20 protein-coding genes are annotated in these 19,138 nt (G+C 65.5%); 4 read left to right on the forward strand and 16 right to left on the reverse strand.

From position 1 onward, the window contains the following. Positions 1–61 precede the first annotated feature (61 nt). The 10 genes from ACK4HJ_RS10865 to ACK4HJ_RS10910 form a co-directional block, all read right to left on the reverse strand. A complete protein-coding gene (locus ACK4HJ_RS10865) occupies positions 62–1,066 on the reverse strand; it encodes an ABC transporter substrate-binding protein (RefSeq protein WP_409831038.1) in 1,005 nt (334 codons plus the stop codon). Positions 1,067–1,150: 84 nt separating this feature from the next. Beyond that, complete coding sequence (locus ACK4HJ_RS10870; RefSeq protein WP_409831041.1) at positions 1,151–2,014, reverse strand: creatininase family protein; 864 nt, start codon at positions 2,012–2,014, stop codon at positions 1,151–1,153. Between the two features lie 31 nt (positions 2,015–2,045). Then, on the reverse strand, positions 2,046–2,522 hold the full coding sequence (locus ACK4HJ_RS10875; protein WP_409831042.1) for a RidA family protein: 477 nt from the start codon (positions 2,520–2,522) through the stop codon (positions 2,046–2,048). Further along, positions 2,519–3,847 (reverse strand): amidohydrolase family protein, encoded by a 1,329-nt coding sequence (locus tag ACK4HJ_RS10880; RefSeq protein WP_409831045.1) that lies wholly within the window; start codon positions 3,845–3,847, stop codon positions 2,519–2,521. Before ACK4HJ_RS10880 ends, ACK4HJ_RS10875 begins: the two co-directional genes overlap by 4 nt. 23 nt (positions 3,848–3,870) lie before the next feature. Next, positions 3,871–4,458 (reverse strand): NAD(P)H-dependent oxidoreductase, encoded by a 588-nt coding sequence (locus ACK4HJ_RS10885; RefSeq protein WP_044398955.1) that lies wholly within the window; start codon positions 4,456–4,458, stop codon positions 3,871–3,873. A gap of 36 nt (positions 4,459–4,494) precedes the next feature. After that, entirely contained in the window at positions 4,495–4,797 is a 303-nt protein-coding gene (locus ACK4HJ_RS10890; RefSeq protein WP_409831048.1) for a 2Fe-2S iron-sulfur cluster-binding protein, read from the reverse strand. 189 nt (positions 4,798–4,986) lie between these two features. Continuing rightward, positions 4,987–5,643, reverse strand: a complete 657-nt coding sequence (locus tag ACK4HJ_RS10895) for a TetR family transcriptional regulator C-terminal domain-containing protein (protein WP_409831050.1) — start codon at positions 5,641–5,643, stop codon at positions 4,987–4,989. A gap of 65 nt (positions 5,644–5,708) precedes the next feature. Further along, the gene (locus tag ACK4HJ_RS10900) at positions 5,709–6,239 is read right to left on the reverse strand and encodes a nucleoside deaminase (RefSeq protein WP_409831052.1); all 531 of its coding nucleotides are present in this window, start codon (positions 6,237–6,239) and stop codon (positions 5,709–5,711) included. Between the two features lie 106 nt (positions 6,240–6,345). Beyond that, complete coding sequence (locus tag ACK4HJ_RS10905; RefSeq protein ID WP_409831055.1) at positions 6,346–6,867, reverse strand: nucleoside deaminase; 522 nt, start codon at positions 6,865–6,867, stop codon at positions 6,346–6,348. Then, on the reverse strand, positions 6,864–7,889 hold the full coding sequence (locus ACK4HJ_RS10910) for an ABC transporter substrate-binding protein (RefSeq protein ID WP_409831172.1): 1,026 nt from the start codon (positions 7,887–7,889) through the stop codon (positions 6,864–6,866). The genes ACK4HJ_RS10905 and ACK4HJ_RS10910 overlap by 4 nt, the downstream gene beginning before the upstream one ends. Before the next feature lie 739 nt (positions 7,890–8,628). Here ACK4HJ_RS10910 and ACK4HJ_RS10915 point away from each other — a divergent pair. Then, positions 8,629–9,573: an isopenicillin N synthase family dioxygenase gene (locus ACK4HJ_RS10915; protein ID WP_409831173.1), complete on the forward strand. Its 945-nt coding sequence runs from the start codon at positions 8,629–8,631 to the stop codon at positions 9,571–9,573. Between the two features lie 66 nt (positions 9,574–9,639). Here ACK4HJ_RS10915 and ACK4HJ_RS10920 read toward each other — a convergent pair whose 3' ends face one another. Continuing rightward, on the reverse strand, positions 9,640–10,713 hold the full coding sequence (locus tag ACK4HJ_RS10920) for an alpha/beta fold hydrolase (RefSeq protein WP_409831058.1): 1,074 nt from the start codon (positions 10,711–10,713) through the stop codon (positions 9,640–9,642). Positions 10,714–11,130: 417 nt separating this feature from the next. Continuing rightward, a complete protein-coding gene (locus ACK4HJ_RS10925) occupies positions 11,131–11,619 on the reverse strand; it encodes a nucleoside deaminase (protein ID WP_409831062.1) in 489 nt (162 codons plus the stop codon). A gap of 246 nt (positions 11,620–11,865) precedes the next feature. On the opposite strand from ACK4HJ_RS10925, the gene ACK4HJ_RS10930 reads away from it, so the two are divergent. From ACK4HJ_RS10930 to ACK4HJ_RS10940, 3 genes are all read left to right on the forward strand, one after another. Continuing rightward, positions 11,866–12,357 (forward strand): hypothetical protein, encoded by a 492-nt coding sequence (locus ACK4HJ_RS10930; protein WP_409831065.1) that lies wholly within the window; start codon positions 11,866–11,868, stop codon positions 12,355–12,357. After that, entirely contained in the window at positions 12,354–13,004 is a 651-nt protein-coding gene (locus ACK4HJ_RS10935; protein WP_409831067.1) for a hypothetical protein, read from the forward strand. The genes ACK4HJ_RS10930 and ACK4HJ_RS10935 overlap by 4 nt, the downstream gene beginning before the upstream one ends. Before the next feature lie 115 nt (positions 13,005–13,119). After that, a complete protein-coding gene (locus tag ACK4HJ_RS10940) occupies positions 13,120–13,317 on the forward strand; it encodes a hypothetical protein (RefSeq protein WP_409831069.1) in 198 nt (65 codons plus the stop codon). A gap of 225 nt (positions 13,318–13,542) precedes the next feature. Here the strand turns inward: ACK4HJ_RS10940 and ACK4HJ_RS10945 are convergent, their stop codons facing one another. The 4 genes from ACK4HJ_RS10945 to ACK4HJ_RS10960 form a co-directional block, all read right to left on the reverse strand. Continuing rightward, positions 13,543–14,310: an ABC transporter permease gene (locus tag ACK4HJ_RS10945; protein WP_409831072.1), complete on the reverse strand. Its 768-nt coding sequence runs from the start codon at positions 14,308–14,310 to the stop codon at positions 13,543–13,545. Between the two features lie 42 nt (positions 14,311–14,352). Next, positions 14,353–15,177: an ABC transporter ATP-binding protein gene (locus ACK4HJ_RS10950; RefSeq protein WP_409831075.1), complete on the reverse strand. Its 825-nt coding sequence runs from the start codon at positions 15,175–15,177 to the stop codon at positions 14,353–14,355. Positions 15,178–15,252: 75 nt separating this feature from the next. Beyond that, on the reverse strand, positions 15,253–16,308 hold the full coding sequence (locus ACK4HJ_RS10955) for an ABC transporter substrate-binding protein (protein ID WP_409831077.1): 1,056 nt from the start codon (positions 16,306–16,308) through the stop codon (positions 15,253–15,255). A 462-nt stretch (positions 16,309–16,770) separates the two neighbouring features. After that, complete coding sequence (locus tag ACK4HJ_RS10960; RefSeq protein ID WP_409831080.1) at positions 16,771–19,086, reverse strand: NADP-dependent malic enzyme; 2,316 nt, start codon at positions 19,084–19,086, stop codon at positions 16,771–16,773. Positions 19,087–19,138 lie beyond the last annotated feature (52 nt).

Below are 19,138 nucleotides of genomic sequence, written 5' to 3' on the forward strand. Positions count from 1 at the left end.
GATGGATGCGGCCGGGCGTGGGAGGGCTGCGCACCGGCCGCTGTTTCAGGGCTGTCAGGGCTCAGGGCAGAACCTTGAGGTCTTTGACGAAGGCGGTGGTGTAGGTCTCGGTCAGCTTGACCTTGGCGGGGTCGATGAGCTTGGCGTCCACCAGGAAGTCGTAGCTGGCCTTGGCGCGCGCGTCGGTCATGATGCCGATGCCCATGGTGGCTGCGTCGCCCCCGGTCGCCATGCCCATCTCCTTGAGCTTGGCCACGCTGTAGGCGAGCTGCTCGTCGGTCATGTTGGGGTTGTCTTTCTTGATGAGCGCGTTGGCGGGGGCCGGGTCGGCCAGGTAGCTCTTCCAGCCTTCCATCGACGCCTTCACGAACGAGGCTACGGCGGCGCTGCGGTCCTTCACCGTCTTTTCCATGCACGAGATGGTGGTGGCGTAGGCGGGGTAGCCCTGGTCGCTGAACATCAGCGTGTTGGCCTTGACACCCGCCTTCGCAATCGCAAACGGCTCGGAGGTCAGGTAGCCCTGCTGGGCGCTGTTCTTGTCGGCGACGAAGGGCTGGATGTTGAAGGTGTAGGGGCGGGTCTGCGAATCGGTGAAGCCGTACTTGGCCTTGAGCCAGGGCCAGTAACCGCGCTGGGCAGACGATGCGATCAGGATGGTCTTGCCCTTGAGGTCTTCGAACTTCTTCACGTCCTCGTGCGCGATGAGCACCTGCGGGTCCTTCTGGAACACCGCGGCCACGTTGACCACGGGCACGCCGCCTTCACGCATCTGGATCATCTGCAGGTCGCTCGATCCCATCACGCATTCGGCCTGGCCAGCGGCCATCATCTGCACGATGTTGACCTGCGGTCCGCCCATCTTGATGGTCACGTCCAGCCCGTATTTTTTGTACAGGCCCGTGGCCACCGCCTGGTAGAAGCCGCCATGCTCGGCCTGCGCGTACCAGTTGGTCATGTAGGTGAACTTCTCTTGCGCGTGGGCAGTGCTCGACATGGTGCCGACGGCACCAACAGCGAGCAGCGCGGCTGCACCAATTTTGGAAAGGCGGGAGGCGATCTTCATCATGGTGGTACTCCGGTAGGGGGTGGAGGTGGAACGAAGGGACAACGAAGGGAACGCGAAAAGGATTGGTGGTGGCGTTCGCAGGTTTCAGGCCAGCGCGGACGGGTGCTCGATGTGGCCGGTGTGTTGGGCGCGGCCCCAGGTGGGCTCAACGCGCGGTGCCCACTGCAGCTTGTGCAGTTCGGTGATGGCAGCGGCCCAGCTCACGGCCAGCGATTCGAGGATGGCGTGGCCCTGCTCGGCCGTGGCGGGCAGCGGGTCGCCAATGATTCCGCTGGGGCCGAAGTCGCGGGCACTCCAGGCGCAGGCGGGGCGGCCGTCGGGCGAGAGCAGGGGCGAATCAAATACGGGCGGGTAGTTGACCACCGCGCGCTCCATGTGCACGGTGTCGGGGGCCAGGGCCAGCATCAGTGCGGTCTCGGCGTGGCCTGCGTGCATGGCCAGTTTCTTTTCGGTGTCGGACAGGTACTTGCCCGCCACATGTGGCACACGCCAGGTGAAGCTGGGCACCACAATGAAGTCGCCATGGCGCAGGCGCTGCTCGCGGGCGCACATCTCCATCACCTGTGGCTGTCCGCCGTGGCCGTTGACGAACAGCAGCTTACGAAACCCCGCGCGGTATACCGACTCGCCCACCTCGTTCATGGTGGCCAGCAGGGTCTCGCCGCTCAGCGTGACAGTGCCGGGGAAGTGCAGGTGTTCTTCGGACTTGCCGTAGGTGATCGGCGCCATCGCGAACGCAGGCACCTCGGCCGGCAGGCGCGCCAGCGCGTGGCCCACCACGCCCGCGCTGATCACCGTGTCCACCGCACAGGGCAGGTGCGGGCCATGCTGCTCGGTGGCGCCGGTGGGCAGCACGATGACGGTGTTTTCCTTGTCTGGCAGGTCGGCGATCTCGGTCCAGCTCAGGTAGGGCAGGTAGCGGTGGGGCGGGTTGTAGCCGTGCAGCATGAAGGACTTTCGTGAAGGTGTCGGGGGTGGATCAGCGCTGTGACAGATAGGCCGTGGCTTCGACCTCGATCAGGATGTCGGGCGTGGGCAACATGCCGCTCACTTCCACTACGGTGGATGCGGGGGGCTCGCCGGGGAAGAACAGCTTGCGCACGCGGCTGTACTGTGGGAAGTGGTCCAGGTTCTTGAAGTACTGCACCAGCTTGAACACGTCGGACATCTGGCCGCCTGTGGCCTCGATGGTCTGGCGGATGCGGTCGAGCACATACCAGCTCTGCGCGAGGATGGGGCCCTCCTTGATGTCGCTGCTGAATTCGCCGGTGCGGCCAATCAGCGTGGCGGCCTCGTCGGGGATGTCGGCATAGCCGCGCACGATGCGGCTGGCTGCAGGGTCCACGGCGATGATCCCGCTCAGGTAGATGAAGTCGCCTGCGCGGCGCCATGCGGCGTAGCGGGCCAGGGGCTGGGCGATGCCGGGCGCCGGTGCGATTGCGGATGCGGGGCTCATGCGAGGCTCCTTGCGGTTTGGGTGGTGGGCACATGCCAGGCGGCTGGTGCGTGGCCGCTGGCGACGCGGCCCTGGCGCAGCACCACGCGGCCCTGCGCGCCTTGTGTGCGCGATGGAAAGCCCCAGTGGTCGGCCTGGGTGAAGACCAGCAGGTCAGCCACCGCACCGGGCTGCAGCGGCAGCGCGGTGGGGCCAGTGCTGCCGGAGCGCAGCCAGTCGGTGCGGCACAGGGATTCGCTCCATTGGTCAAAGGGTGCCTCCAGCTGCGCCGCCAGCACGCCCGTGGCCAAGGCCTCCAGCGGGTCGAAGCTGCCCACAGGGCAGAACGGGTCTTGCACGTTGTCGCTGGCCACCAGCACCGGGATGCCGCGTGCACGGGCCTCCTTCACCAGCGTCAGGCCACGCTGGCGCGGCGTGCGGCCGGTGGTGGCGTCCTGCAGCAGCAGGTTGGTGATGGGCAGCGTGACCAGGGTGATGGGGCTTTGCGCGACGGCGTCGAGCGTGGCGAGGGCGGTGGCCTCGTCCTGTGCCGCCAGCGCGCACGTGTGCCCGCAGACCACATGGCCTTCAAAGCGCAGCTCCTTGAGCAGTGCGGCCGTGGTCGCCAAGCCTTGGGCGCCGGGGTGCAGTTCTTCGTCCACGTGCAGGTCCACGTTCAGCCCGTGGTGTTGTGCGGCTTCCAACAGGTGGCGCAGCGCCTGCGGGTCCCAGTTGGTGGAATGCACAAACCCGCCCAGCAATGCGCCCGGGCCGCTGGCGGCCACGGTGGCGGCCAGTCGCAGGGCGGCGCTGCGGTCCGTATACAGGTGCAAGGGGATCAGGCTTACGCGCTCCAGCGTGATGCGGTCGGCCCAGTCGTGCGCCAGTGCGCGCAACACGTTCCAGGCCAGTGGCTGTGCGTCGGGCTCCCACCAGTCGCAGTGGCTGCGCAGGTGCACGGTGCCCGCGTCGTAGGCCCATTGCAGAGCGCGGCTGGCGCGGGCGTGGATGTCGGCTTCGGTCCAGCCCTGGCGGTCCACCATCATGGCCTCGATGGCGCCCAGCAGGCCGGGCTTGACCACGCCCATGCGGGGCAGGGTGAAGGCCTTGTCCAGGTGGGTGTGTGCATCCACCAGGCCGGGCAGCACCAGCGCGCCTGCCACGTCCCACACCGTGCCGTGGGGCGCTGGCTGGGTGCCATGGGGCAGCACCTGCACGATGCGGCCCTGGGCCAGGTGCAAATCGGCCAGTGCGGGCTGGTGGCCCTGCTGCGGCCACGCGGCGGGCAGCAGCCAGCGCGGCAGCCGGGCGCGCAGGATGTGGTCGGGGGTGCTGGATGCGTGCATGCCGTGGCCCTTAGAAATTGGTTTTATGCAAAGCGCGCCATGGCCTGGCCCACGCGGGCCTTGAAGGCCGCCAGCCGGGGTGGTGTGGCCACGTTCATGTGGTAGTAGGCGTGGTAGTCCACCCGCGCCTTGCCACCGGTGAGCAGGCGCATGTAGCGGGTGATGGACTTGCGTGGCGGGTCGCCCATGAACAGGGCCGTCCAGCGGGGGCGGCCGTAGGTGACCACGGCAGAGATGCGCTTGATGTGTGTGAGGGACGGCTTGACGTTGTGCGGGTCGCTGATGTCAAAGGCCACGCCGGGCATGAGCACGCGGTCGAAAAATCCCTTGAGCATCGCCGGCATGCCAAAGCACCAGGTGGGAAAGCAGAACACCACCGCCTCGGCCCAGAGCAAGCGGTCCACATAGCCCTGCACGGGCAACTGGTTGCTGGGTACCTCGTGGTAGCCCAGGCGCTCCTCGCGGGTCATCACGGGGTTAAAGCCCTCGGCGTACAGGTCGCAGTCGTCCACCTCATGGCCCGCACCGCGCAATTGCTGCACCACCTCGGTGTGCAGGGCGGCGTTGTAGCTGGTCTCTACCGGGTGGCAATAGATCACGAGGATGCGCATGGCGGGTGTCCTTCGGGTGGGAGGGATGGGCGGAGCCTAGAGATCCAGCGTTAGCGTGGTGCTGTGGCTGCGTGCGCAGCACACGGCGACGTGGGTGGCTTGCTCTGCGGCGCTCAGGCAGCTGTCGCGGTGGTCGGGCTCGCCGTCCAGCCAGCGGGTCACGCAGGTGCCGCACACGCCCTGCTCGCACAGGGTTTCCAGCGGCACGCCAGCGAGCTGCAACACGTCGGCCATGCTCTCGCCGGGGCCAACGGGCAAGCGCATCTGGCTGCGCTGCAGGATCAGCTCGAACGTGTGTTCTGTGCGGGTGGCGCTGGCGGTGTCAGGGGCTGTCTGCATTTTTGACCATGTGATTTGATCGATTGGTCAAACTATTGCAAAGGCTGTGCCAGCCACAAAAAGCGGTCAAACGTCTTTGTGGTGGATCAACGCGGCCTTATCGCGACGGATTTGCGCCGCGTGCTGGTGCGCATCGCGCCCCTCAGGCCCTTTGGTGCGCAGACCATGCCCAGAAATGGGCATGGGGCTTTAGGCTGGTGCGAGGCCGCAGCCCAGCAGCACAAAGCTGGTGAGTTCGCGCACGATGGGCTCGCGGTCGATGGGCTCGTCGGGCGCCAGGCCCAGCATGATGTGCACCTGCACGCCGTAGTCGGCGTAGTGCTGCGTCATGCCCCAGATCTGCATGAGCAGCAGCGTGGGGTTGACGGCGCGCATGCGGCCTTCGGCAATCCAGCGGTTGATGAGGTCCACCTTCTGCTGGGTGGACTTGACGGCCACGGGCCAGTATTTGCCCAGGTTGCGCCCACCGCCCAGCACCTCGGTGGTGAAGATGCGCGACAGCCCCGGGTTGTCCAGCGCGTAGTCGAGCTTCTTGCGCACGTAGTTGCTCAGCACCGTCTTGGGGTCGTTGCTGTTGGCATCAAAGATGAAAGCACCCGACCAGCCGTTGAGCACCGAGTACAGCAGTTCTTCGTACAGCTCTTCCTTGCTGCTGATGTAGTAGTGCAGCTGGGGCTTGGTCAGGCCGGCTCGCTCGGCAATGGCCTTGGTGGATGCCCCTTTGAACCCATGGCGGCTGAACTCGGCAATGGCCGCTTCACGGATGGCGCCCAGGATGCGTTCGCGCCCCTGTTTGGCGCGGCTGAGCAGCGCGCCGGAGGCGGCTTCGGCTTCGAATTCGGTCATGGCTTTGGTGCGAGGCACGGGGAGTGCAGAGTGTGCGCTGCAGATTCTGCCCGCGCGGGAATGGATCAGACTTTCCAGAACCCGATATGGGGCGCGCTGGCTTCTTCGACCAGCGCCGGGCCGATGCACTCGATGGCGTGGGGGGAGGCGGCAAACACGTCGCGGCACGACAGTTCGGCATCGCGCTGCTCGGCCCGCTCGCCCCGGAATACGCGCAGGCGCTCGGCATCAATGCCGAACACCACGCGCCCAATGCCCGACCAGAAGATGGCGCCCGCACACATCACGCAGGGCTCGGCCGACGAATACAGCGTGGCCTTGGCCAGGGCATTGCGGCCCACGCGCGGGCTGAGCTGGCGCACCGCATTGGTCTCGGCGTGGCCAGTGCAGTCGCCCGTTTCAGTGGCATTGCAATAGGCCTCGGCCAGCACCTCTCCATCGGCGCCGACCACGACCGCGCCGAAGGGCCGGTTGCCGCGTGCACGTGCCGTGCACGACCAGGCGATGGCCTTGCGCAGGTAGGTGCCATCGGTGTCGTCGAGGTCGGCTGGCTCGTCGAACGGGTGATGTGGCACGGCGGCCAGCAGGGCATGCATGGAGTGTCTCCGTCAAGGTGATTGGTTGCTGTCGCCACCGCTATGCATTTGGCATGCCATGAACAATGTGTGACATGTATGCATGCCTTTCGGCATGCACGCATCCTCATGTTTTCCATGCCCCCTGGTGTGAGGTGGACGACTCCTCGATCAGCGCGGGCCCCAAGCACTCGATGCGGTGGGGCGAGCTGTTGAACACATCGCGGCAAGACAGCTCGGCGTCGCGCTGGTCCAGCCGCTCGCCGCGGAACACGCGCAGGCGCACCGCATCGATGCCGTAGACCACGCGCCCGATGTTGGACCAGTAAATGGCGCCCGCGCACATCACGCAGGGTTCGGCCGACGAGTACAGCGTGGCGCCAGCCAGGGTCTCGCGGCTGTGCGCGGGGCTGGCCAACCGAACGGCCGAAGTCTCGGCGTGTGCTGTGCAGTCGCCGTTTTCGCCGGTGGCGTTCCAGGCCTCGGCCAGCACGCTGCCGTCGGCCCCAACGATCAAGGCGCCAAAAGGCCGGTTCCCGCGCGCGCGGGCCTTGTCAGCCAGGGCAATGGCCTGGCGCAAGTACTTGCCGTCGGGTTCGCCCAGCGCGGCTTCTTGCGGCAGCAGGTCCTGATATGCCGTGCGGTTCATGCCACCACCTTGCGGTCGGCCAGCGCGGGCAGGAAGGCGGGGTTGAACACGCGCTCCGGCGCGGGCTTGCGCGCCAGGTTGAACACGGTGTGCACCTCGTCGATCTGGTGCGCCAGCACGGCAGGCTGTACGCCGCCCAATCCCACGGCTTGCGATTCGGCTGTTTGCAGGTACTGGCGCGTAATGCTCCAGCGCTCGCGCTCCACGTCCATGTTCAGAATGGCCTCACGTGCCTTGATGGCGGCAAACGCTGACTCGGGGTTGGCCAGCGTCTCGCGCAGCGCGCGGTTGCTTGCGCGCAGGAAGGCCTTGGCCGCCTCGGGCTTTTCCTGCAGCAGCTTGCCGGCCAGGATGGCGTTGCCGTACAGGTGCAGGCCGGCTTTGCTGTATTCGAGTACCGCCAAGTCTTTGGGCGGAACGCGTGCAAACAGTGACACGGCCGAGTCGTGGAAGTAGGTAGCGGCATCGACATCACCGCGCACTACTACGTTGTCGCGTGCGCTGAAATCGGTGGTCACCCAGCTGAACAGCTCGGGCGTTGTCTTGAGTGCACGGGCCACCATGGGCCAGCTGCGGCGGGTGGATTCCACCGCCGCCGCCGCCACCTTTTTGTCCTTGAGCGATGAGAAGTCAGTGGTGATGCCCCGGTCCCTGCGGCCGATGATGACAAACGGCGCGCGGTTGTAGTACTGGTAGATGGCCTGCACCGGCGTGTCGGCGTTCTGTGCGTGGAACTCAGCGAGCGAGCTGATGTCGCCCAGGCCCAGGTCATACGCGCCGCTGGCCACGCGCGTGATCGATGCGACCGAGCCTGCGCCCACGTCGATGCTCACGTCCAGGCCTTCGTCCTTGTAGTACCCCTTGGCCTGCGCCAGGAAGAAGGGCGAGGTCTGGCTTGTCACGCGAAAGTCCAGCGTGAACTTGAGCGGGATGAGCGCACCCTGCGCGTGCACGGCAGGCGCGCCCAGCGTGGCGGCGATGGCGGAGGCGAGGGTGGTGGTGAGAAAGCGGCGGCGTTGCATCAGCATGGTGAAGGCCCAGATTCGGTGGATAGCACCGGGCCCGCAGGCGTGTGCCGCCGCAGGACCGGGTCGAACTGAGCAATTTCCGGGCGCCACCATCTCGCATGGGCGGCAGCGCTGAACGCTTCTACTCGGCAAGGGCTGATGCAGGATGCGTGCCCGGCGTGGCTAAAACGCTGCGGCGCGTGCCGTAGGCGGCGTTGGTTGCGCTGGCGTTGCCTTGGCGCAAGGCGGCAGTCCGACCAGTGTGCAAGGGCCGCTGACCGGGCTGGCCCACGCTGCAGTGCGGCGCGGCTGCGCTGCCATGGTGCGGCCGTGCCCCGGTTTGGTGATGTCGTGGGCCGCAACGCGCGCGGGCCCTGTGATTGCCTGCTGGCCCGCCGTTTGCTTGCTACCTCGCCAAGAGTAGAAGCGTTCAGCCCAGCCCCATGCATTGCGCAAAACAGCTGGCGGGTCATTGCTCTTGAAGCCGGTGGCGGCCTGTGTGCGGCGCGTGTGCCTTTCTTTGGAGGGCCTGCGCAGTCTGCGGGTCGTTGCCATCGTTCCCTTCAAGACCACATGGCGTGGTGCCGCTGCTTCGCTACCCTTTGCGGCCTGCCGTGTGCCTTGTTTGCCATTGATCCTTCAAGGAAAACACACCATGCAGAGCATCGCTATCCCCGCCACATCCACGGCGTCCCCCGTCTATGAACCCACCGTCGCCCCGGATGTGCTGGGCGAGCTGGAAAAAGAATCGCGCATGGGCAGCGCGATGGACGGCGAGACCTCCACGCGAGAAGTGCGCTGTATCGACATCTCCAACTTCGAAGCGCGCAAGCACGAGATCGCCGAGCAGTTGTGGAGCGCCTCCGTCGATATCGGCTTCTTCCAGGTGAAGAACCACGGCATTCCCATCGACGACATCCGTGCCGCCTTTGCGCGCGCCGAGGCCTTTTTCGACCAACCCAAAGACACCAAGGCCCAGTGGCCCCTGTCGCGCAACGCGGGCTGGGAGCACAAGGCGCAGATCCGCCCCTCCACCCGCACGCCAGACCAGAAGGAGTCCTACCAGGTCACCCGCCCGCGCATGGCGGGCCTGTGGCCTACCGAGGCCGAGCTGCCGGGTTTTCAGGCCGCCACGCTGGCTTTTGAGCGCCAGTGCTGGGAGATGGGCATGCGCCTGCTGTCGTGCTTTGCCTACAAGCTGGGCTTTGACGCGAACTTCTTCACCCGCGCCCACAACCCCGAGCTGCCCACCTACCAGAGCACGCTGCGCATGCTGCATTACTTTGCGGTGGACCCTGCGCTCAAGGACGAATTGGGCCTGTGGCGCGCCGGTGCCCACACCGACTTCGACTGCCTGACGCTGCTGTTCCAGCGCCCTGGCCAGGGCGGCCTGCAGGTGCTGCCGGGCAAGGAGGCTGAGGGCCGCCTATGGACCAGCGTGGAGCCGGCCGAAGGCGTCATCACCTGCAACATCGGCGACATGCTCATGCGCTGGAGCGACGATCTGCTGCCCAGCAACTTCCACCGCGTGCGCAACCCCTTGCCGCACGAATACCAGGGCGCGCGCTACAGCCTGGCCTTCTTTTGCCAGGCCAATGAAGACGCGGTTATCGAAGGCCCCGCCAAAAAGTACCCGCCCATCACCGGCGCCGAATACCTGCGCCAGCGCATCAGTGCGAACTTCTCCAATAAATATTGATGAAAATGGCCTCTGGCGCTTATCCATAAAGCGCTAGTAGCTATCAAATGTGTAGCAATTGTTGCTTCATCGGCGCGGTGCGGTGGACAGCAGCTGGACCAGCCGGTCTTGGTAGAAGTGCGCCTGGCACACCGTGCTGTGGCCGGTGGTGTCGGCGCTGGCCGGGATCACGTACGCGTGTGCGTGTGCGTGCGCGATGCGGGCCAGTGCGCGTTCCAGCACACCCAACTCGGGTGGGTTGCGTTCGTCGTCGGCCGAGTTGATGGCTAGCACGCGCGCAGTGATGCGTTCCAGCCCGGGTTCAGGGTCGTAGTCGCGCGACGCCTCCCACTGGTAGATGTGGTCGTTGGCATCGCCTTCGAACGGGGTGTTCAATCGATGGTCCAGCAGCGCGTCGGCCGCCGCGCGCGTGGGCGCCAACTTTTGCAAACCTTGGTGGCCGCCGTTCGTGCCTGTGCCAAAGAACACCGAAGCGAGCTGCAGGATGCGGGGTTGGCGCGTGTAGTTGCCACCCTGCCATTCCGGGTCTTGGCGGATCGCCTCGATCAGCAGGCGGCGCATCATCCAGTTGCGGCCCGACATCGGTGCGGGCAGCGCAGCCATGGGCACGGCGATGTCCATGGAATCCGGGTGGCGCTGTGCCCAGAGCCATGCGTGCATCCCGCCCATGGAGTAGCCGATGATGGCGCGCAGGTGGCGCAGCCCCAGGTGTTCGGTAAGCAGCCTGTACTGCGTAGCCACCATGTCGTCGTAGTTGTAGGTGGGGAAGGCGGTGCGCAGACCATCCGAGGGCTTGCTGGACCGCCCTGTGCCAATCGCATCCGGCAGCACGATGAAATGCCTGCGCGCGTCCAGAGGCTGGCCGGGGCCGAACAGTGCGCCCGCAAAACCGGGGGTGAGCATGCTCTCGGCCGAACCATTGGTGCCATGCAGCACCAGCACCGGCACCCCCGTGGGATCACCAACCGTGGTGTAGGCAAGCCTCAGTTCAGGAAGCACCTGGCCGGTGTGAAAGCGGAAGTCTTTGACAACCCATTCGCCGTGCTTGGGGGCTGGGTAGTCTGCGAGGGAGGCTGGGCCCTTGGGCAGCACACCCCGCAGCACGGGGTCGAACGCTTTGCCCGAAGCAGAAAGGGTCATGGGTTGTCTCCTTGTGTGTGTTCTTTCAGCCGCGCCCGGCCACGGTGGTGCACCCCGCAACCAGTGCCACCCCCACCTCGGCGCTATTTCTCGATCTGTGGAAGTGTGATTCTCTGGAAGTGTGACGGGGAAAAGCGGGCGCGTGCGTGTCCGCGCCTTCGCCACGCACAGGTCCGCTCGGGCGCGTGCGACCCTCTGGGAAAATATGTCAGCGTTTCCACCGGTGCCCGATGTCGAGGTAAGCGCTGTAGAGCGTCGTGCGCATCCAGTCCACTGAATCCGAGAAGTCGGCGGTGCGTGAGGGTCTGGCAAGGCCGCAATCTAGGCGCATAGCGCGGCCCCGGCGCACCGCCGATTTCTCGGATTCAGTGGACTAGGCCTGGGCCGCAGCGTGTCACCGCGGCATGCCCGGCCGGCTCAGCGCCAAAAGCCCCGGTGGGGGGCAGTGAGCTCCTCTTCCAGCTCCGCCACCGGGCCCACCACGTCAGTGGTGCGCTGCCCGGCTGTAAACACGGTGCGGCAGGGCAGATCCAGCGTCGGGTTCTCGGGGTGGTTGCCGGTCAAGGCGCGCAAGGCCTTTTCGTCCGCGCCGTACACCACGCGGCCAATGCCCGCCCAGTAGATGGTGCCTGCACACATCGCGCAGGGCTCGAAGGTTGTGACCAGCGTGCACTGCGCCAGATAGGCTCCGGGATAGTTCGCTGCCGCCGTGCGCGCAAGCGTGCTCTCGGCATGGTTCACGGTGTCGATGTTGCCCTGCTCGGCCAGCACCGTGTCGCCATCGGGCGCCACCAGCAGCGCGCCAAACGGGTGGCGGCCCATGTGTTTGGCCCGTTGCGCCACGGTGTTGGCGCGGCGCAAATGCAGGGTAATCTGGTCTGGGGACAAGGCGGGGGCGTCAGGCATAGGTGGACAAACGATATGGCGATTTGGCGGAGTGGCCGACAGTGCGGCATCGGCGCAGAGAGGGTCGCAGTTAAGCGGTCAACACACGGCGCTGAACCAGCAGACGCTCGACCAAAAGCAAGCTCCATTCCGCACACCGCGCAACCGGCTGTCGCGACTGTTGCACAAAGTCTCAAACGCCTGTCTCTCACGCTGCCTACACTGCGGCCTCCCTTCCCGGGGCCGCATGCCCCATTTTCCTGTCCCATGGTCAAACCTGTCATTCCCGGCACCATCGTCGCAGGCGGTGAACTGAGCCAAAGCACCATTGCCGCCGTCAATCAGGCAGCTGCAAGGACGCCCGCGCAATGGCGCAGATTCATTGCTTACGCCACCACAGTCAAGGTCGGCGGCTCGCTCGCATGGCGCGCCAACAATCCTGGCAACCTGCGCGACTCGTCCCTCAAAATCGGCAATGTCACGGGCGCCGTAGGCGTGTTTGCCGTGTTCTCCACCATGGAGGACGGCCATGCAGCCCAGAGGGCGCTCTACATCAACCGATACGGAAGCATGAAGGTGCGCGACGCGATCTCCAAACTCACGCCCCCGAGCGAGAACGACACCGAACGCTACCTGCGCGACCTGGAGCGGGCTGGCGTGGACCTGGACAAGGACGTGAACTCGCAGATCAACGTCTTGATGCCGGCCGTAGCGGTGAGCGAAGGCGTCATCGCAGGCATTGAGGTGCGGCGGTCATGACGCGCGGGTGGTGCCTGGCGCTCATCGCACTGGCTTGCTCTGTGGCACGTGCGCAGATCGAGGTGTCAGTGGGCTGCAAAAAAATCCAGCTCGTACTGGACGAGCAACTGGCGCCCGCCGAACGGGACCGCCTGTGGGCCACTGGCGAAACCATCGCTGCGGCGCCTGCGGTACTGCAGTTGCGCGACTGCGGCGGCGAGGTGCTGGAGACAGTTCCCCTGGAAGCGCCGCTGGCACGGCTGGATGCAGCGGTGCTCCAAGGGGCCCCCCATCCCACGGTACTTGTCACCGTGGACCTCACTGCAGAGGCAGGCACTTACAACGGGCCGCTGACACGGCCTTTTGCGCTGCGCGGCAACCGCCTGCAGCCCGTCCAGGCCAAGGCAGCCAATGGCCGGACTGGGCCCATCCTTTTGCCACTGACGGGCAAGGCGGCGTGGAAAAAATTGCGGGTGGGTGGCAGGGACCAGCTCCTCGCGGTCCGCAGCGACTGGGTGGATGGCCGTTTCATCACCCGTTTTAGCCGCTATGTGCCTGCGCGCCAGGAATGGAGCGTTTACGTGCGATCGCAGGCTGGGTTGTGGGAGTCGGATGGGGGGTTTCCTTCGCCGAATCGTTTTCCTACGGGTGCGCGTCCGCATCGTTGATCGCCCATTGAGAAAAAGCGTTTGGCGAAATCTGGATGTGGCGGGTGCGGGTGCTTCTTGCTTTTGCCGTAGTCATCCTCGTCGGCTGTGCGGCGCAAAGAGAGACGGTGACACGGTGCGAACCCCTGTCCTGAGAGATATCGAAAGCTACGCTATCGCAGCTTGCCTCTCGGGCCAGTCGGATGCGCATTTGAAGGACCAGGGCGATGCATGGGCATCGGTGATCGTGCAGCGCATGCGTGGCGACGTGGAACGGCTGAAAGGAATCGCGGCGCAGATCAAGCGTGAAACGCACTCGGAGATATGGCCGTGATTCGCGGTGAGTCACAGCCTCAGAAAGGAAAGCCGCTTCCCCTGTTGCGTTGCGGTGAAGTCATTGACCGGCCCGCAGCGAGGGAGGGAATCGAGAAGGCGGTGAGCGCACTCCGTCCCGCATACGCGCAGCGGTAGCAGAGCGCACCAACGGTGTTTTGCGCTCCTTCAAGAGGAGGCCGAGACGCGGTGCACCATGGATCGCGTCATCGGCCCACTCCTGTTCCTATTCCCCTTGCGACCCCCGGTGCGCCCACCCCGTGGTGCGCTTTTCCACCCAACTGAACAGCTCGTACATGGCCATGGCCATGGCGCCCACCACCATCAGTCCCGCAAAGGCCAGACCCATCTGCATCGACGAGCCGGCGCTGATCAACAGGTAGCCAATGCCTTCGTTGGCAGCCGTCATCTCTGACACCGTGGTGCCCACAAACGCCAGGGTGATCGCCACCTTGAGCGAGCCGTAGAAGTACGGCATGGAGCGCGGCAGGCCCACCTTGGTCAGCACGTCCCAGCGCTTGGCGCCCAGCACGCGCAGCACGTCTTCCAACTCGGGTTCCAGCGTGGCCAGGCCGGTGGCGATGTTGACCATGATCGGGAAGAAGCTGATGAGAAAGGCCGTGAGGATGGCGGGGCCCACGCCGATGCCGAACCACACCACCAGAATGGGCACGAAGGCGGCCTTGGGCAGCGCGTTGAAGGCGGTCATCAGCGGATACACGGCCGCATAGGCCAGACGCGAGCTGCCAATGAGGAAGCCCAGCAGCACGCCCACCACGATGGCGATGCCAAATCCGGCCATGGTCACCCAGAAGGTGCGCCAGGCGTGGCCGGCGATGACGCCGCCAAACTCCACCAGTTGCGTGCCGATGGCCCAGGGGCTGGGGAAGATGAACTCCGAGACGTTGAAGGCCGAGCAGATGATCTGCCACAGCAGGATGGTGGCCGCCAGCAGTATCCAGGGCGACCAGCGTTCCACGGTTTTCTTGTGCATGGTGTCTGAGGGAAGGTGTTGCGTGCTTGGTTGCGTGGTTGCTTACTGCTGGATGGGCGCGCCGCTCTTGCGCATGGCGCCGATGTGTCCGCGCAGCTCGTGCACGATGTCGGTGAACTCCTTGGTGTAGGTGATCTCCAGGTCGCGCGGGCGGGGCAGCTCGATGTCGCGCTTCACCACAAAGCGGCCGGGACTCTTGCTCATCACATAGACGGTGTCGGCCAGAAACACGCTTTCGCGCAGGTCGTGCGTGACCAGGATGACGTTGAATTTCTGCTCGGCCTGCAGGTCGCGCAGGATGCACCACAGCTCTTCGCGGGTAAAGGCGTCCAGCGCGCCGAAGGGTTCGTCCAGCAGCAGCATCTTGGGCTCGTGGATGAGCGCGCGGCAGATGCTGGCGCGCTGCTGCATGCCGCCCGACAGCTGCCAGGGGAACTTGTCCTCGTACCCGCCCAGGCCCACCTTCTGCAGCAAGGCGCGGGCACGTGCTTCGTAGTCCTTGCGCCTGGCCTTGAACTGGCTGCGGTGGGGCTCCACGATTTCCAGTGGCAGCAGCACGTTGTCCACCGTGGTGCGCCAGGGCAGCAGCGACGGCGCCTGGAAGGCCATGCCCGAGATCTTGAGCGGGCCGGTCACCGGTTGCCCATCGATCAGGATCTTGCCCATGGACGGCATCTTGAGGCCCGTGGCCAGCTTCATGAAGGTGGACTTGCCGCAGCCCGAAGGGCCGACTATGGCGATGAACTCGCCTTGGCGGATCTGCAGGTCGATGGCCTCGACAGCGAAGTGGTTCTTGGCGAGCAGCTCTTCGTTGTACGCGAGCCAGACATCTCGTAAGTCCACAAAATAGGAATCGGCAGCCTGCATGGAAGACAATTTTTAGATGAAATAGGCTGCTAGCGCTTATCTGTCAAGCGCTAGCAGCTATCAGTTTTATAGTAATTACTTTTTCGGGAGAACGTTCAGCTCTGCATTGCTGGGCAAGAAGCTGGGGTTCCATACATCGTCCGCGTTCACGCGCGTCTTGGTGTTGAAGGCGTCGGACACCTGCGACGCCATCAGCGACAGGCGACCCGGCACGGCCTTGCCAAAGCCTTCAGCGCGCGCGTCGGGGCTGTTGATGACGGTGTCGATGGCCAGCTGCAGGCGGCGGGTTTCCAGCGGCACGTTCACGATGCCGTCGCGGGCCTTGACGTGTTCTATCGCAGCAGCGGGGTTGGCCATGACTTCCTTGGCGCCCTTGGCAAAGGCGGACAGGAAGGCTTTGATGGCGGCCGGGTTCTCCTTGATCATCTTGGGGCTGGCGATGATCACGTTGCCGTACAGCTTCACGCCGAAGTCGGCATAGGGCAGCACCACCACGTCGGCGGCCTTGGCACCGCGGGCCTCCAGGTTCAGCAGCGATGTGAAGGTGAAACCGGTGATGGCGTCCACGTCACCGCGCACCAGCATGGTTTCGCGCAGCGGCGGGTCCATGGCCGTCCAGGTCACGGCGCCAATGCTGTTGGCTTTCTGGAAGATGGGGAACGCGCGGCGGCCTGCGTCAAACACCGGCGCGCCCAGCTTCCTGCCGGCCAGGTCGGCGGGCTTGGTGATGCCGCTCTTCTTGAGCGCCATGACTGAGGCGGGCGTGTTGTTGTAGACCATCATCACCGCCACGGGCTTGTTCTGCGCGTCGGGGTTATTGGCGTGAAACTCCATCACCGCAGCCAGGTCGGCAAACCCCATGTCGTACGTGCCCGAGGCCACGCGCTGCACGGCGCCGCCCGATCCGTTGCCGGCGTCCACCGTCACGTCCAGGCCGGCAGCCTTGAAGTAGCCCTTGGCTACGGGCTGCAGGAACAGGGCGGAGGGGCCCTCGAAACGCCAGTCCAGCTGGAACTTGATGGGCGTGGTGGCCTGGGCCTGGGCCTGGGCCTGGGCCTGGGCCTGGGCCGTGCTGAAAGTGCTGGCCGCAGCGAGCGCCAGGGCGGCTTGCAGGAGGGTGCGTTTGTTCATGGATAGATTCCTGTCAGAAGGTGGCGAGGAAGAAAAAAAGCGGTGGCACAACGAGGCAAGAGCGGCGGCACCCCAGGAGCGCCAGAGCGGCCCCGTGGTTCGCCACCAAGCCTTGGTGGACCAGTCAGCAAAAACGATGCCTGGTTTCACCGGGGCGGGGAGGGGGTGTGCCCTATTGTTCGCCACTTTGGTGCATGCGGTTCTACAGGCTTTCCCGAAATGGTGCAAAGCTGGAGGGGCGGGCGGGCGGCGCCGTGGGCCCGGGGGCGGCTCTGCATCTGGCTGGTGCGTCCAGCCCTCCCGTTCTGCTCAGGCCGCAGGCGCGCCCAACAGGTGCCAACGTGCAGGGATCGCCTGATCGCCACCCTGAACGACGGTGGGACTGCGGGGACGTGTCGGTGCGCTGAGCCCGAATAAAAAAGAAAGGCCCTGCCGGGCCTTTCTTCATACGAGCGCTGTGGGTCAAGAGGCGCGTGCAGCGGCACTGGCTACCGCCAGCGCTGTCATGTTGAACACCCGGCGCACGGTGGCCGCAGGGGTCAGGATGTAGGCGGTGGCGGCGCTGCCCATCAGCACGGGGCCCACCGTCACGCCGCCGCTGGTGGTGGTCTTGAGTACGTTATACAGAATGTTGGCAGCATCCAGGTTGGGGCAGATCAGCAGGTTGGCCGACCCGCTGAGCGAAGCGTCCGCCTCGGCCATGTAGGTCTTGCGGATGCCCGGCTCCAGTGCCGCGTCGCCGTGCAGCTCGCCGTCGCACTCGATGTCGGGGTGGGCGGCCACGAACAGGTCGCGCGCCTCGCGCATCTTGCGGGCCGATGCGCGCTTGGATGAACCGTAGCTGGAGTGCGACAGAAACGCCACCTTGGGCGGCAGGCCAAAACGTTGCACCTCCTGCACCGACATCCAGGCGATGTCGGCCAGCTGCTGGGCCGTGGGGTCTTCGTTCACGTAGGTGTCGGCGATGAACAGCGTGCCGTTGCGGTCCGTCATCAGCGCGTTCAGGGCGGCGTAGTTGGTGGCGCCTGGTGCGTGGCCCAGCACGTTGTGAATGCGCTCCAGATGCGTTTCATACGTGCCCACCAGGCCGCAGATCATCGCGTCGGCATCGCCCAGCTTCACCATCAGCGAGGCAATGAGGGTGTTGGAGCGGCGCACGGCGGCCTTGGCCACCTCGGGCGTCACGCCATTGCGCATCATCAGCTGGTGGTAGGCCTCCCAGTACTGGCGAAAGCGCGGGTCGTCCTCGGGGTTGCACACCTCCACGTCCTTGTCCAGGCGCATGCGCAGGCCGGCTTTTTCGATGCGGGCCGCAATCACGGCGGGGCGGCCGATGAGGATGGGGTGGGCGATCTTGTCGTCAATTGCCATCTGCGCGGCGCGCAGAGCGCGTTCGTCCTCGCCATCGGCATAGGCCACGCGCTTGTTGCCTTCGGGCAGGGTCTTGGCCGCGTTGATCACGGGGCGCATCAGCATGCCGGTCTGGTACACAAAGCGCGACAGCGTTTCCTTGTAGGCCTCCATGTCGGTGATGGGGCGGGTGGCCACGCCCGATTCGGCCGCTGCCTTGGCCACCGCAGGCGCGATCTTCAGGATCAAGCGCGAGTCGAACGGTGTGGGGATGAGGTAGTCGGGGCCGAAGGTCAGCTCCTTGCCCGCATAGGCGCTGGCCACTTCCTCGCTGATGTCGGCCTTGGCCAGATCGGCAATCTGGCGCACGCAGGCCAGCTTCATGGCCTCGGTGATCTTGGTCGCGCCGCAGTCCAGGGCGCCGCGGAAGATGTAGGGGAAGCACAGGACGTTGTTGACCTGGTTCGGGTAGTCCGAGCGGCCCGTGGCGATGATGCAGTCCGGGCGGATGGCCTTGGCCAGCTCGGGGCGGATCTCGGGCTCGGGGTTGGCCAGCGCCAGGATGATGGGCTTGGCGGCCATGGTCTTCACCATATCGGCCGTCAGTACACCGGGGGCCGAGCAGCCCAGGAACACGTCGGCGCCATTCACCACGTCGGCCAGCGTGCGCGCATCGGTCTTTTGCGCGTAGCGCTGCTTGGAGGCATCCAGCCCGCCGGGGCGGCCGTCGTAGATCACGCCCTTGGAGTCCACCATGTAGATGTGTTCGCGCTTCACGCCCAGGCCCACCATCACGTCCACGCAGGCAATGGCCGCAGCGCCCGCGCCGGAGACGGCGATCTTCACCGCGCCGATGTCCTTGCCCACCAGCTCCAGGCCGTTGAGCAGCGCGGCGCTGGAGATGATGGCCGTGCCGTGCTGGTCGTCATGGAACACGGGGATGTTCATGCGCGCGCTCAGCTGCTGCTCGATGTAGAAGCACTCGGGCGCCTTGATGTCTTCCAGGTTGATGCCGCCCAGCGTGGGCTCCATGGCAGCGATGATTTCGACCAGCTTGTCCGGGTCGCGCTCGGCCAGCTCGATGTCGAACACGTCCACACCGGCAAATTTCTTGAACAGGCAGCCCTTGCCTTCCATCACCGGCTTGCCCGCCAGTGGGCCAATGTCGCCCAGGCCCAGCACGGCCGTGCCGTTGGTGATCACGCCCACCAGGTTGCCGCGCGAGGTGTAGTCGAACGCCTTGGACGGATCGGCCTGGATGTCCAGGCAAGGGTAGGCCACGCCCGGCGAGTAGGCCAGCGACAGGTCGCGCTGGTTGGAAAGGGGTTTGGTCGGGGTGACGGCGATCTTGCCGCGCGTAGGGTTGCGGTGGTATTCGCGCGCAGCGTCGCGCAGGGCCTGCTCGGCCGCGGAAAGGGTCTGGGTCATACGGAAATCCTGAAGGGGAACGCATCCATCCTGAGCGAATGCAAAACAAGGG

Origin of the sequence: Acidovorax sp., assembly GCF_046294525.1 — a bacterium.
Taxonomy (GTDB): Bacteria; Pseudomonadota; Gammaproteobacteria; order Burkholderiales; family Burkholderiaceae_C; genus Acidovorax.

Excerpts from the sequence above, each read along its gene's own strand:
- ACK4HJ_RS10925 (WP_409831062.1), bottom strand. The coding sequence starts at position 11,619 with ATGCCTGACGCCCCCGCCTTGTCCCCAGACCAGATTACCCTGCATTTG.
- ACK4HJ_RS10875 (WP_409831042.1), bottom strand. The coding sequence starts at position 2,522 with ATGAGCCCCGCATCCGCAATCGCACCGGCGCCCGGCATCGCCCAGCCC.
- ACK4HJ_RS10910 (WP_409831172.1), bottom strand. The coding sequence starts at position 7,889 with ATGCAACGCCGCCGCTTTCTCACCACCACCCTCGCCTCCGCCATCGCC.
- ACK4HJ_RS10930 (WP_409831065.1), top strand. The coding sequence starts at position 11,866 with ATGGTCAAACCTGTCATTCCCGGCACCATCGTCGCAGGCGGTGAACTG.
- ACK4HJ_RS10885 (WP_044398955.1), bottom strand. The coding sequence starts at position 4,458 with ATGCGCATCCTCGTGATCTATTGCCACCCGGTAGAGACCAGCTACAAC.
- ACK4HJ_RS10865 (WP_409831038.1), bottom strand. The coding sequence starts at position 1,066 with ATGATGAAGATCGCCTCCCGCCTTTCCAAAATTGGTGCAGCCGCGCTG.
- ACK4HJ_RS10880 (WP_409831045.1), bottom strand. The coding sequence starts at position 3,847 with ATGCACGCATCCAGCACCCCCGACCACATCCTGCGCGCCCGGCTGCCG.
- ACK4HJ_RS10950 (WP_409831075.1), bottom strand. The coding sequence starts at position 15,177 with ATGCAGGCTGCCGATTCCTATTTTGTGGACTTACGAGATGTCTGGCTC.
- ACK4HJ_RS10945 (WP_409831072.1), bottom strand. The coding sequence starts at position 14,310 with ATGCACAAGAAAACCGTGGAACGCTGGTCGCCCTGGATACTGCTGGCG.
- ACK4HJ_RS10895 (WP_409831050.1), bottom strand. The coding sequence starts at position 5,643 with ATGACCGAATTCGAAGCCGAAGCCGCCTCCGGCGCGCTGCTCAGCCGC.
- ACK4HJ_RS10935 (WP_409831067.1), top strand. The coding sequence starts at position 12,354 with ATGACGCGCGGGTGGTGCCTGGCGCTCATCGCACTGGCTTGCTCTGTG.
- ACK4HJ_RS10960 (WP_409831080.1), bottom strand. The coding sequence starts at position 19,086 with ATGACCCAGACCCTTTCCGCGGCCGAGCAGGCCCTGCGCGACGCTGCG.
- ACK4HJ_RS10905 (WP_409831055.1), bottom strand. The coding sequence starts at position 6,867 with ATGAACCGCACGGCATATCAGGACCTGCTGCCGCAAGAAGCCGCGCTG.
- ACK4HJ_RS10870 (WP_409831041.1), bottom strand. The coding sequence starts at position 2,014 with ATGCTGCACGGCTACAACCCGCCCCACCGCTACCTGCCCTACCTGAGC.
- ACK4HJ_RS10900 (WP_409831052.1), bottom strand. The coding sequence starts at position 6,239 with ATGCATGCCCTGCTGGCCGCCGTGCCACATCACCCGTTCGACGAGCCA.
- ACK4HJ_RS10920 (WP_409831058.1), bottom strand. The coding sequence starts at position 10,713 with ATGACCCTTTCTGCTTCGGGCAAAGCGTTCGACCCCGTGCTGCGGGGT.
- ACK4HJ_RS10890 (WP_409831048.1), bottom strand. The coding sequence starts at position 4,797 with ATGCAGACAGCCCCTGACACCGCCAGCGCCACCCGCACAGAACACACG.
- ACK4HJ_RS10955 (WP_409831077.1), bottom strand. The coding sequence starts at position 16,308 with ATGAACAAACGCACCCTCCTGCAAGCCGCCCTGGCGCTCGCTGCGGCC.
- ACK4HJ_RS10915 (WP_409831173.1), top strand. The coding sequence starts at position 8,629 with ATGGGCAGCGCGATGGACGGCGAGACCTCCACGCGAGAAGTGCGCTGT.